This window comes from Pseudomonas sp. SIMBA_067, assembly GCF_046534675.1.
GTDB classification, from domain to species: Bacteria; Pseudomonadota; Gammaproteobacteria; order Pseudomonadales; family Pseudomonadaceae; genus Aquipseudomonas; species Aquipseudomonas putida.
Map to the genome: position 1 here is coordinate 15,560 of NZ_JAWRYH010000021.1, position 12,077 is coordinate 27,636.

Here is a 12,077-nt window from a genome sequence, read left to right on the forward strand (position 1 = left end):
TGCAGGTTTCGGGACGATTCATACAAGGGAAGAGGTCATGCTTCGAATTCGCAAACTGGTTCTGGCCATGGCTGCAGCATCCGCGCTGTCGTCTGGCATGGCGAATGCGCTGGGCCTGGGGGAGCTGACCCTGAAGTCGGCACAGAATCAGCCGCTGGACGCCGAGATCGAATTGCTCGACGTGCGCGACCTCAAGGCCGCCGAAGTGGCGCCAAGCCTGGCGCCACCGGAAGAGTTCAGCAAGGCCGGGGTGGCGTTTCCGACCTACCTCGAAGACCTGACCTTCACACCGGTGATCAACCCCAACGGCAAGAGCGTGCTGCGTGTTACCTCCAGCCAGCCGCTGCCGGGGCCAGTGGTCAAGTTCCTGGTCCAGGTGATGTGGCCGCAGGGCCGCCTGCTGCGCGACTACAGCGTGCTGCTCGACCAGGCCAAGGCCCAGGGCGACAAGCCAGCAGCAGGTAATGTCACACCGGCCACAACCGGTGCCAGCAGCTACACCACCCAGCGCCGCGACACCCTGTGGCAAATTGCTGCCCGCAACACCCAGGGTGGCTCGATCCAGCAGACCATGATCGCGATCCAGGCGCTGAACCCCGACGCCTTCATCGGCAACAACATCAACCAGCTGAAAGTTGGCCAGGTACTGCGCCTGCCCGACCAGCAGCAGATCCAGAGCATTGCCCAGGGCGAGGCAAACAGCGAGGTGGCCGAACAGTATGCCGCCTGGCGTGAAGGCCGCCGCCTGGGCCCGCGTGCCCGCCAGCTCGACGCTACCCGCCGTGGCGCCGCCGAAGCTGCCCCGGCGCGCATCGCCCAGGGTGACAACCTGCGCCTGGTAAGCCCGGGTAACCAGACCGGTGCCGGCCAGGCCAAGGCACTCAACGACAAGCTGGCCGTGGCCCAGGAAAGCCTGGACACCAGCCGCCGCGACAACGACGAACTGAAAAGCCGCATGACCGACCTGCAGAGCCAGCTGGACAAGCTGCAGCGTCTGATCGAGCTGAAGAACGACCAGCTGGCGCGCCTTGAAGCCCAGGGTGCAGCCGCCCCGGCAGCGGCAGCCCAGCCGGTGGTCAAGCCGGCACCAGCTGCTGTGGATACCGCGCCCAAGCCGGTGCCGGCCGCCAAGCCTGCGCCAGCCACCCAGCCGAACAGTGCACTCGACCAGGTCCTGGGCAACCCGTGGCTGCTTGGGTTGATTGCCGGCTCCAGCATTCTGGTGCTGGCGTTGCTGCTGTGGTTGCTGGCGCGCAAGCGCAAGGCCCAGCAAGAAGCTGAAAAGCACCTGCGCATGGCGCGGGCGCTGGAAGAAGAGCAAGCCCCAGGTTTTGACACTGATACCGAGAGCCTCGACGGCGTCGAAGTCTCGGAGCCGAGCGTGACCTTGTCGCCCGCTGTGGTCGCAGCTTCGGCTGCCGCTGCCGTTGCTGCGGAAAAAGTGGCAGCGCCAGTCGCCGAGGCAGACCTTGAGCCTGAGCCGCACGCCGACCCGCACGCCGCGCTGCTGGCGGAAGTCCATGAATGCCTGGCCGAAGGCCGCCTGAATCGCGCCACCGAACTGCTGGAGCCCGCTGTGGCCGCCGCGCCAGAGCGTGACGACCTGCGCCTGAAACTGATGGATGTGTACGCCCGCCAGGGTGACCAGAGCGCGTTCGCCGAACAGGAGCGCAAGCTGCCGGCCAGCGAGCAGAACACTGCCCAGGTTGCCGACCTGAAAGAGCGCTACCCGGCCATGCTTGGCCTGGCCGCGGCCGGCCTGGGTGCGGCGGCACTGGCTGCCGAAATGGATGAGCAGTACGTGCAGGAGCTGCTGCACGACGAGCCTGAGGCGCCGGTGGTTGCCGATGTGGTGCCTGAGTTCGCGCCAGAGGCAGACGCTGAGCCGGAGGTTTTGGCGCAAGCAGAGCCAGAAGCCGAGCTGGATGCGTTCGAAGAAGTGCCGACCCTTGATGCGCCGGGCCTGGATGAGCAAGGCCTGGACAGTGACTTTGACCTGAGCCTGGGTGAAGACCTGCCGGAAGAAGACCCGCTGGCAGCGCCGTTGCTGGACGAGCCGGCGGCACAGGAACCTGTACCCGACGAGCTGGTAATTGCCGAGCCTGTGCTGGATGAGCCAGCGCTGGAAGAGGTTCAGCCAGAAGAGCAGCCGTTTGCCGTGGATGCCGAACTGCAAGCCGACGCCGACGCTGATTTCGAGGCCATGCTGGCCCAGGCAGAGCCACAGCCTGCGGTGGACCTGTCCGATTTCGACCTCGATGTCACTGAGCCGGTTGCCCCGGCCGCCCCGCAAGCAGTGGAAGAGGCCCCGGTGGACATCGCCGCCGAACTGGCTGCCTTCGACGGCGTGTCGGAGTTTGACCCGGTTTCCGAGTTCGACATGCCGTCGGACTTCGACCTGTCGCTGTCGCTGGACGACGATTCGCCGGCCGCCAAAAGCTTTGCCTCGGAGCTGGACGACGTCAACGCCGAGCTGGACAAGCTGTCGCAGAGCCTCGAATCGCCATCGCTGGAGCCGCACTTCACCAGCGAGGACGCGGTTGCGCAGCCTGAGCCCGAGCCCTTGGACGACTTGGACTTCGACTTCTTCTCCGGCAGTGACGAAGTAGCCACCAAGCTCGACCTGGCCCGCGCCTACATCGACATGGGCGACAACCAGGGCGCGCGCGATATCCTTGATGAAGTGGTCAAGGACGGCGACGACACCCAGCGCCAGGAAGCCGAGGACATGCTCTCTCGCCTGGTCTGATGCAAGCAGGGCAGGCCTCTTCGCGGGCTTGCCCGCTCCCACAGGGTCTCCACAAGTCTTCGACCTTGTGAGTAACCTGTGGGAGCGGGCGCGCCCGCGAAGACGCCCGCAAGCGCTACACACCTCCAATGGCAGCCCTACAAGGCTGCCGTTGTCGTTATAATCCCCGCCATTCCGTACACCCCACAGGTTTCATGCGCTTGGACATCATCGACACCGCTGCCGCCGAATCCGCGGCCGAAGGCTACTCCCGAATCGCCCTGGGCGTGGAATACAAGGGCGCCCGCTATCGCGGCTGGCAGCGTCAGGCCAGTGGAGTGCCCAGTGTCCAGCAAGCGCTGGAACAAGCGTTGTCCAAGGTCGCCAACGAACCGATTTCGGTGATCTGCGCCGGGCGTACCGATGCCGGCGTGCATGGCTGCGGCCAGATCGTGCATTTCGATACCCGCGCCGTACGCGACGAGCGCGCCTGGACCTTGGGCACCAACTTCAACCTGCCGCACGACATTAGCGTGGTCTGGTCGCGGCCGATGCCGGCCGACTTCCATGCCCGCTTCAAGGCGTGTGCCCGGCGCTACCGCTACGTCATCTACAACGACCCGATCCGCCCGGCGCACCTGGCCGAGGAAGTGACTTGGAACCACCGCCCGCTGGATGTCGAGCGCATGACCGAAGCGGCGCAGTTCCTGCTTGGCACCCACGATTTCAGCGCCTTCCGCGCCAGCCAGTGCCAGGCCAAGTCGCCGATCAAGCACATCTACCACCTGCGCGTTACCCGCCATGGCCAGATGATCGTGCTGGACGTGCGCGCCACCGCCTTCCTGCACCACATGGTGCGTAACATTGTCGGTGTGCTGACAGCCATCGGCGCCGGCGAGCGCCCGGTCACCTGGGCGCGTGAAGTGCTGGAAGGGCGCGACCGCCGTGAAGCCGGGGTCACCGCCCATCCGTACGGGCTTTACCTGGTCAAGGTGGAGTACCCCGAGGAATATGTGCTGCCCCAGCGTTACATCGGCCCACACTTTTTGACCGGCTACGAAGCGTTGGCAGACTGACGGACGAAAAGCCATTTGCTAACATCCGGCCTTTCACCGTAACAATCAGGGTTCGCTGTCCATGAGCAATGTTCGCAGCAAGATCTGCGGGATTACCCGAATCGAAGACGCACTGGCCGCTGCCGAAGCGGGTGCCGATGCCATCGGCTTTGTCTTCTACGCCAAGAGCCCGCGAGCCGTTGACGTGCGCCAGGCACGGGCGATCATTGCCGAGTTGCCACCGTTCGTGACCACGGTCGGGCTGTTCGTCAACGCTTCGCGTTGCGAGCTGAACGAGATCCTCGAAGTGGTTCCGCTGGACCTGCTACAGTTCCACGGCGATGAAACCCCGCAAGACTGCGAAGGCTACCACCGCCCCTGGATAAAGGCCCTGCGTGTGCGCCCGGGCGATGACCTGGAAGCGGCCTGCCAGCTTTACGCAGGGGCCCGCGGCATATTGCTGGACACCTACGTCGCAGGCGTACCCGGGGGAACCGGTGAAGCGTTCGACTGGTCACTGGTGCCGGCACACCTGAGCAAGCCCATCATCCTGGCGGGCGGGTTGTCGGCCGATAACGTCGGCCAGGCCATCGCCCAGGTGCGGCCTTATGCGGTGGATGTCAGCGGTGGTGTGGAGCAGGCCAAGGGCATCAAGGACGCGGCGAAAATCGAGGCCTTCATGCAGGCGGTGAAACAGGCGTGATGGCAGATGTGACGGCTGGCTGCGCGCCATCGTCCATAGCTTTCGCAGCCCCGCGGGGCAGCCGCCGGTGGCGGCACAACAACACATTAGCGGTGGAGTGGCACGCTGGAAGCCCCGGCGGCCGGTCCATCATCGTTTCATAAAAGATTTTGAGCTCAAGGGCAGGGCAGGGCCGGTGAAGCCGACCCCCGCTTGCCAATACTGGAGAAAGAAAGCATGAGCAACTGGTTAGTCGACAAACTGATCCCTTCGATCATGCGTTCCGAGGTGAAGAAGAGCTCGGTGCCTGAGGGCCTGTGGCACAAGTGCCCGTCCTGCGAGGCCGTGCTGTATCGTCCGGAGCTGGAAAAGACCCTGGATGTCTGCCCCAAGTGCAACCACCACATGCGCATCGGCGCACGTGCGCGCATCGATATCTTCCTCGACGCGGAAGGCCGTGCCGAACTGGGTGCCGACCTGGAGCCGGTCGACCGCCTGAAGTTCCGTGACGGCAAGAAGTACAAGGACCGCCTGACCGGCGCCCAGAAGCAGACCGGCGAAAAAGACGCGCTGATCTCCATGAGTGGCACCCTGATGGGCATGCCGATCGTGGTCAGCGCCTTCGAATTCTCGTTCATGGGCGGCTCCATGGGGGCCATCGTCGGCGAGCGCTTCGTGCGTGCGGCCAACTACGCCCTGGAACACCGCTGCCCAATGGTCTGCTTCTCCGCTTCGGGCGGTGCGCGCATGCAGGAAGCGCTGATCTCGCTGATGCAGATGGCCAAGACCTCGGCCGTGCTGGCGCGCCTGCGCGAAGAAGGCATCCCGTTCATCTCGGTGCTGACCGACCCGGTGTACGGCGGCGTTTCCGCCAGCCTGGCGATGCTCGGCGACGTCATCGTCGGTGAGCCAAAGGCCCTGATCGGCTTCGCTGGCCCACGTGTGATCGAGCAGACCGTACGCGAGAAGCTGCCAGAAGGCTTCCAGCGCAGCGAGTTCCTGCTGGAGCACGGTGCTATCGACCTGATCATCTCCCGTGGCGAACTGCGCCCGCGCCTGGCCCGCCTGCTGGCGCAGATGACCGGCCAGGAAACCCCGGAGCAAGCGCGTGAGGCGGCTGCCGTCGCGTGATGAAACAACGATCCCTGGGCGAATGGCTCGCCTACCTCGAGCAGTTGCACCCTTCGGCCATCGACATGGGCCTGGAGCGGTCGCAGAAGGTGCTTGCCCGGCTGGGGCTGGGCAAGCTGGCGCCCCGTGTGGTGACGGTGACCGGCACCAACGGCAAGGGCTCGACCTGCGCCTTCGTGGCCTCGCTGCTGCGCACCCAGGGGCTCAAGGTCGGCGTGTACAGCTCGCCGCACCTGTTGCGTTACAACGAGCGGGTAGTGATCGATGGCCTAGAGGCCAGTGATGAGCGCCTGTGCGAAGCCTTCGCCGCCGTCGAGGCGGCGCGGGGCGAAATTTCCCTGACCTACTTCGAGATGGGCACGCTGGCCGCGTTCTGGTTGTTCTACCAGTCGCAGCTGGATGCCGTGGTGCTGGAAGTGGGCCTTGGTGGCCGCCTGGACACCGTGAACGTGGTGGATGCCGACCTGGCCCTGGTGACCAGTATCGGCGTCGACCATGTTGATTACCTGGGCGATACTCGCGAGCTTGTGGCCTTCGAGAAGGCCGGCATCTTCCGCGCGGGCAAGCCGGCCCTGTGCGGTGACCTGGACCCGCCGAAGCCGTTGCTGGACAAGGCCGCCGAACTGGCAGCGCCGCTGTTCCTGCGCGGTCGTGACTTCGATCTGGCCAGTGCCAATGGCAACTGGAGCTGGCGCGGTACGGCGGCTGATGGTGCGCAGGTAGAGCTGCGTGACCTGCCTTTGCTTGACCTGCCCATGGAAAACGCCACGCTGGCCCTGCAGGCTTACCTGCTGATGGGGCTGCCGTGGGATGCCGCGCAGGTGCGCCAGGCACTGCTGGATACCCGCATCACCGGCCGCCTCGATCGCCGCCTGCTGAACTGGCAGGGCAAGCCGGTGGAGCTGCTGCTGGATGTGGGGCACAACCCTCATGCAGCGGAGTACCTGGCTCGGCGCCTGGCGGCCCGGCCGCTCAAAGGGCGTCGCCTGGCGGTGTTCGGCCTGCTCGGAGACAAGGACCTGGACGGCGTTGTCGCGCCGCTGCAGGGCCTGGTCGACGACTGGGCCGTGGCGCCCCTGGATACCCCCCGCAGCCGCCCGGCTGCGGAACTGGCTACGGCCTTGACGAACCTCGGTGCTGCGGTGAAGTCTTATGTCAGCGTCGATGCCGCCCTTGAAGGGCAATGCGCGCAGGCGACGGCGGATGATCAGATCTTGCTGTTCGGTTCGTTTTTCTGTGTTGCCCAGGCGCTGGAGTGGCTGGAGCGGCACGCCCAGGAGGGTGGAGTAGATGGCAGTGCTGGATAAAGGGATGAAACAGCGCATGGTGGGTGCGCTGGTGCTGGTGGCGCTGGCGGTTATTTTCCTGCCGATGCTGTTCACCCGCGAGGACGAGATGCGCCAGGTGCACGTCGAAGCCCCGCAGGCACCGGCCATGCCAAGCCTGCCGGAAGTGAAAGTGGATCCGGTCGCCGTGCCGGAGCCGCAGGTCATTCCTGAAGAGCCGCAGCAGCCACCGGTGGTGGTCGACGAGTCCACTGCGCCGGCCGCTACGCCCAGCCAGCCAATCACGCCATCGCCGCAGACCCAGGCGCAGGTTCAGCCGGCCAAACCGCAGGTCCCGGCACCCAAGGTCGAGCCCAGGCCGGCGGCCACCCCGGCACCTGCCACGGCAGTGGCCAAGCCAGCTGCCCCCTCGAAGATCGACGTCAATGGCTTGCCTGTCAGCTGGTCCATCCAGTTGGCCAGCCTGTCCAACCGAGCCGGTGCCGAGAAGCTGCAGCAAACGCTGCGCAGTCAGGGCTACAACGCCTATATCCGCTCGGCGGGCGGGATGAACCGGGTGTATGTCGGGCCGCTGATCGAGCGGGCCGAAGCCGAGCGCACGCGCGACGCCATCAACCGCCAGAACAGCCTCAAGGGCTTTGTGGTGCGTTTCCAGCCAGAGCGCAGCTGAAAATCACCAGGGCGGCTTTGCCGCCCGTCGCCGGCCAGCCAGTTCCCACCCCGATCGCACGGACCTCAAGGGCTGAGCTCTCCCTGTGGGGGCTGGCTTGCCGCGATGAAGCCAACACCATTCCGCCTGACATTCCGCTTACTCCCAGCGCATCGCTCTGGTAAAATGCGCCGCCTCAAACGTCTGCAGGCAGCACCGTGGCATTTACCTTGGTTGATTGGGCGATCATCGCGATCATCGCCGTCTCCACACTGATCAGTCTCAAGCGCGGCTTCGTCAAGGAAGCCTTGTCCTTGCTCATCTGGATCATTGCCGGTGCGGTTGCCTGGATGTTCGGCGGTTCGCTCTCGGTGTATCTTGAGAGCTATATCCAGACGCCATCGATGCGCGTCATCGCCGGCTGCGCCATTCTTTTCGTCGCCACCTTGCTGGTGGGGGCCATGGTCAACTTCCTCGTCGGTGAGCTGATCCGTGTGACCGGGCTGTCCGGTACTGATCGTTTCCTGGGCATGGCCTTCGGCGCCGCGCGCGGGGCCTTGCTGGTAGTGGTGGCCATCGGCCTGATCAGCCTGGGGCCTGTTCAACAAGACACCTGGTGGCAGGAATCACGCCTGATACCACAATTTCTCTTGGTCGCCGACTGGTCGAAAAACCTGATTTTGGGTTTCACCGGCCAGTGGTCGCCCAGTGGGTTGATCAGCGCTCCGGCTGATCTTCCGTTCAAGGAACAGTTGCTCGGTCCGTCCCGGCCCTGAGCGCTATTCACTCAAGTTTCGTCAAAGTAGGGGTTGCGTCGCATGTGTGGCATCGTCGGTATCGTCGGTAAGTCGAACGTCAATCAGGCGCTGTATGACGCGCTTACGGTCCTCCAGCACCGCGGCCAGGACGCTGCCGGTATCGTGACCAGCCATGACGGCCGGTTGTTCCTGCGCAAGGATAATGGCCTGGTGCGCGACGTCTTCCAGCAGCGCCACATGCAGCGCCTGGTAGGCAGCATGGGCATTGGCCACGTGCGCTACCCGACTGCGGGCAGCTCGACCTCGGCCGAGGCCCAGCCGTTCTACGTCAACTCGCCATATGGCATCACCCTGGCCCACAACGGCAACCTGACCAACGTCGAGCAGTTGGCCAAGGAGATCTACGAGTCCGACCTGCGCCACGTCAACACCAACTCCGACTCGGAAGTGCTGCTGAACGTGTTCGCCCATGAGCTGGCGGTGCGCGGCAAGCTGCAGCCGACCGAAGAAGACGTGTTCGCTGCTGTTTCCCACGTGCACAGCCGCTGCGTAGGCGGTTACGCCGTGGTGGCGATGGTCACCGGTTACGGCATCGTCGGTTTCCGCGACCCCCACGGCATCCGCCCGGTGGTGTTCGGCCAGCGCCACACCGACGAAGGCGTGGAATACATGATCGCCTCGGAAAGCGTGGCCCTGGACGTGCTCGGCTTCACCCTGATCCGCGACCTGGCGCCGGGCGAAGCGGTGTACATCACCGAAGAAGGCCAGCTGTTCACCAAGCAGTGCGCCGAATCGCCAAAACTGCAGCCGTGCATTTTCGAGCACGTCTACCTGGCGCGCCCGGACTCGATCATCGACGGTATTTCGGTGTACAAGGCCCGTCTGCGCATGGGTGAGAAACTGGCCGACAAGATCATGCGCGAACGCCCGGAGCATGACATCGACGTGGTCATCCCGATCCCGGACACCAGCCGCACTGCCGCGCTGGAGCTGGCCAACCGCCTGGGCGTCAAGTTCCGCGAAGGCTTCGTCAAGAACCGCTACATCGGCCGTACCTTCATCATGCCCGGCCAGGCCGCGCGCAAGAAATCGGTACGCCAGAAGCTCAACGCCATCGAACTGGAATTCCGCGGCAAGAACGTGATGCTGGTGGACGACTCGATCGTACGCGGCACCACCTGCAAGCAGATCATCCAGATGGCCCGCGAAGCCGGTGCCAAGAATGTCTACTTCTGCTCCGCGGCCCCAGCAGTACGCTACCCCAACGTCTACGGCATCGACATGCCGAGTGTTCACGAACTGATCGCCCACAACCGTACCACCGAACAAGTGGCCGAGTTGATTGGCGCCGACTGGCTGATCTATCAGGACCTGCCAGACCTGATCGACTCGGTCGGTGGCGGCAAGATCAAGATCGACCACTTCGATTGCGCGGTGTTCAACGGTGAGTACGTCACCGGCGATATCGACGATGCCTACCTCGAGCGTATCGAGCAGGCCCGTAATGACCTGGCCAAGGTCAAGAACCAGGCCGTCAGCGCGATCATCGACCTCTACAACAACTGATTCAGGGAGCGACGGCATGACAGATCAATGGGATGCCGGGCGACTGGACAGCGACCTCGAGGGTGTCGGTTTCGACACCCTGGCGGTGCGCGCCGGTCAACACCGTACACCCGAGGGCGAGCACAGCGAAGCGCTGTTCCTGACCTCCAGCTACGTGTTCCGCACGGCCGCCGACGCGGCCGCGCGCTTTGCCGGTGAAACGCCGGGCAACGTCTATTCCCGTTACACCAACCCGTCGGTGCGTGCCTTCGAGGAGCGCCTGGCGGCCATGGAGGGCGCCGAGCAGGCCGTGGGTACATCTACCGGCATGGCGGCGATCCTGGCCGTGGTGATGTCGCTGTGCAGTGCCGGTGACCACGTGCTGGTGTCGCAGAGCGTGTTCGGCTCGACCATCAGCCTGTTCGAGAAGTACTTCAAGCGTTTTGGCGTGCAGGTGGACTACGTGCCACTGGTCGACCTCGGCGGCTGGGAAAAGGCCATCAAGGCCAATACCAAGCTGCTGATCGTCGAGTCGCCGTCCAACCCGCTGGCCGAGCTGGTCGATATCACCGCGCTCAGTGAAATCGCCCATGCGCGCGGTGCCATGCTGGTGGTGGACAACTGCTTCAGCACCCCGGCGCTGCAGCAGCCACTGAAGCTGGGTGCCGACATCGTGTTCCACTCGGCCACCAAGTTCATCGACGGCCAGGGCCGTTGCATGGGGGGCGTGGTTGCCGGCCGTGCCGAGCAGATGAAAGAAGTGGTGGGCTTCCTGCGTACCGCAGGCCCGACGCTCAGCCCGTTCAATGCCTGGATCTTCACCAAGGGCCTGGAAACCTTGCGCCTGCGCATGCGTGCGCACTGCGAAAGCGCCCAGGCCCTGGCCGAATGGCTGGAGCAGCAGGACGGCGTGGAGAAGGTGCATTACGCCGGCCTGCCCAGCCACCCGCAGCACGAACTGGCCAAGCGCCAGATGAGTGGCTTTGGTGCGGTGGTGAGCTTCGAGGTCAAGGGCGGTAAAGAGGGCGCCTGGCGCTTCATCGACGCCACCCGGGTAATTTCCATCACCACCAACCTGGGTGACAGCAAGACCACCATCGCCCACCCGGCTACCACCTCCCACGGCCGCCTGTCGGCGCAGGAGCGTGAAGCCGCCGGTATCCGCGACAGCCTGATCCGCGTTGCCGTAGGCCTGGAAGATGTGGCCGACCTGCAGGCTGACCTTGCACGCGGGCTGGCCGCACTGTGATCGAAATCCGCGGCAGTACCCCGGGCCAGAATGGCCGGGTAGCCTTGGTCACCGGTGCCGCGCGCGGCATCGGCCTGGGCATTGCCGCATGGCTGATCTGTGAAGGCTGGCAGGTGGTGCTGAGCGACCTGGACCGTCAGCGTGGCGGCAAAGTGGCCAAGGCCTTGGGCGACAATGCCTGGTTCATCACCATGGACGTCGCCGACGAGGCCCAGGTCATTGCCGGGGTGTCCGAAGTGCTTGGGCAGTTCGGTCGGCTGGACGCGCTGGTGTGCAATGCGGCCATCGCCAACCCGCACAACCAGACGCTGGAAAGCCTGAGCCTGGCACAGTGGAACCGGGTGTTGGCGGTTAACCTCAATGGCCCGATGCTGCTTGCCAAGCATTGTGCGCCGTACCTGCGTGCGCACAACGGGGCCATCGTCAACCTCACTTCTACCCGGGCGCGGCAGTCCGAGCCCGACACCGAGGCCTACGCAGCGAGCAAGGGCGGCCTGGTGGCCTTGACCCATGCCCTGGCCATGAGCCTGGGCCCGGAAATTCGTGTCAATGCAGTGAGCCCGGGCTGGATCGATGCCCGTGACCCGTCGCAGCGCCGTGCCGAGCCGTTGACCGAGGCCGACCATGCCCAACACCCGACGGGCAGGGTAGGCACCGTGGAAGATGTGGCGGCGATGGTTGCCTGGCTGTTGTCGCGCCAGGCGGCGTTTGTCACCGGTCAGGAGTTTGTGGTCGATGGCGGCATGACCCGCAAGATGATCTACACCTGAGCTCGGCGCTGTAAGGGAAGGGGACCGAAAGGTCCCTTTTCTGTTTTTGCTTTTTTTGAAAAAAATTCAATGGGGCTATTGACTTAGCTTCGCCACCTGCGTAAATTTCGCGGCCTCAGAGAAGCAAACGCAACAAGCAACATCGCGAGGGTGATTAGCTCAGCCGGGAGAGCATCTGCCTTACAAGCAGAGGGTCGGCGGTTCGATCCCGTCATCACCCACCA

General features: G+C 64.5%; 10 protein-coding genes and 1 tRNA gene. All 11 read left to right on the forward strand.

The window, feature by feature from the left end:
* Window positions 1-37 precede the first annotated feature (37 nt).
* The 11 genes from SB765_RS27420 to SB765_RS27470 all read left to right on the forward strand — a co-directional run bounded on the left by SB765_RS27420 (window position 38) and on the right by SB765_RS27470 (window position 12,077).
* Complete coding sequence (locus SB765_RS27420; RefSeq protein ID WP_410932240.1) at window positions 38-2,749, forward strand: FimV/HubP family polar landmark protein; 2,712 nt, start codon at window positions 38-40, stop codon at window positions 2,747-2,749.
* Window positions 2,750-2,943: 194 nt separating this feature from the next.
* Window positions 2,944-3,804 (forward strand): tRNA pseudouridine(38-40) synthase TruA, encoded by an 861-nt coding sequence (gene truA / locus SB765_RS27425; RefSeq protein ID WP_410932241.1) that lies wholly within the window; start codon window positions 2,944-2,946, stop codon window positions 3,802-3,804.
* Between the two features lie 61 nt (window positions 3,805-3,865).
* On the forward strand, window positions 3,866-4,486 hold the full coding sequence (locus tag SB765_RS27430; RefSeq protein WP_016500862.1) for a phosphoribosylanthranilate isomerase: 621 nt from the start codon (window positions 3,866-3,868) through the stop codon (window positions 4,484-4,486).
* Window positions 4,487-4,702: 216 nt separating this feature from the next.
* Window positions 4,703-5,596, forward strand: a complete 894-nt coding sequence (accD, locus tag SB765_RS27435; RefSeq protein WP_009686024.1) for an acetyl-CoA carboxylase, carboxyltransferase subunit beta — start codon at window positions 4,703-4,705, stop codon at window positions 5,594-5,596.
* A complete protein-coding gene (gene folC / locus SB765_RS27440) occupies window positions 5,596-6,903 on the forward strand; it encodes a bifunctional tetrahydrofolate synthase/dihydrofolate synthase (RefSeq protein WP_410932242.1) in 1,308 nt (435 codons plus the stop codon). The genes accD and folC overlap by 1 nt, the downstream gene beginning before the upstream one ends.
* The gene (locus SB765_RS27445; protein ID WP_016500860.1) at window positions 6,887-7,552 is read left to right on the forward strand and encodes an SPOR domain-containing protein; all 666 of its coding nucleotides are present in this window, start codon (window positions 6,887-6,889) and stop codon (window positions 7,550-7,552) included. Before folC ends, SB765_RS27445 begins: the two co-directional genes overlap by 17 nt.
* Window positions 7,553-7,749: 197 nt before the next feature.
* Window positions 7,750-8,307 carry a CvpA family protein gene (locus tag SB765_RS27450; RefSeq protein WP_016500859.1) on the forward strand — a complete coding sequence of 186 codons (558 nt, stop codon included), beginning with the start codon at window positions 7,750-7,752 and terminating at the stop codon, window positions 8,305-8,307.
* A gap of 42 nt (window positions 8,308-8,349) precedes the next feature.
* Complete coding sequence (gene purF / locus SB765_RS27455; RefSeq protein WP_016485526.1) at window positions 8,350-9,855, forward strand: amidophosphoribosyltransferase; 1,506 nt, start codon at window positions 8,350-8,352, stop codon at window positions 9,853-9,855.
* A 16-nt stretch (window positions 9,856-9,871) separates the two neighbouring features.
* Window positions 9,872-11,083: an O-succinylhomoserine sulfhydrylase gene (locus tag SB765_RS27460; RefSeq protein WP_016500858.1), complete on the forward strand. Its 1,212-nt coding sequence runs from the start codon at window positions 9,872-9,874 to the stop codon at window positions 11,081-11,083.
* Window positions 11,080-11,853 carry an SDR family oxidoreductase gene (locus SB765_RS27465; protein WP_043200439.1) on the forward strand — a complete coding sequence of 258 codons (774 nt, stop codon included), beginning with the start codon at window positions 11,080-11,082 and terminating at the stop codon, window positions 11,851-11,853. The genes SB765_RS27460 and SB765_RS27465 overlap by 4 nt, the downstream gene beginning before the upstream one ends.
* A 148-nt stretch (window positions 11,854-12,001) precedes the next feature.
* Window positions 12,002-12,077: transfer RNA gene (locus SB765_RS27470), tRNA-Val, on the forward strand.

Excerpts from the sequence above, each read along its gene's own strand:
- purF (WP_016485526.1), top strand. The coding sequence starts at position 8,350 with ATGTGTGGCATCGTCGGTATCGTCGGTAAGTCGAACGTCAATCAGGCG.
- SB765_RS27430 (WP_016500862.1), top strand. The coding sequence starts at position 3,866 with ATGAGCAATGTTCGCAGCAAGATCTGCGGGATTACCCGAATCGAAGAC.
- accD (WP_009686024.1), top strand. The coding sequence starts at position 4,703 with ATGAGCAACTGGTTAGTCGACAAACTGATCCCTTCGATCATGCGTTCC.
- SB765_RS27460 (WP_016500858.1), top strand. The coding sequence starts at position 9,872 with ATGACAGATCAATGGGATGCCGGGCGACTGGACAGCGACCTCGAGGGT.
- folC (WP_410932242.1), top strand. The coding sequence starts at position 5,596 with ATGAAACAACGATCCCTGGGCGAATGGCTCGCCTACCTCGAGCAGTTG.
- SB765_RS27420 (WP_410932240.1), top strand. The coding sequence starts at position 38 with ATGCTTCGAATTCGCAAACTGGTTCTGGCCATGGCTGCAGCATCCGCG.
- truA (WP_410932241.1), top strand. The coding sequence starts at position 2,944 with ATGCGCTTGGACATCATCGACACCGCTGCCGCCGAATCCGCGGCCGAA.
- SB765_RS27445 (WP_016500860.1), top strand. The coding sequence starts at position 6,887 with ATGGCAGTGCTGGATAAAGGGATGAAACAGCGCATGGTGGGTGCGCTG.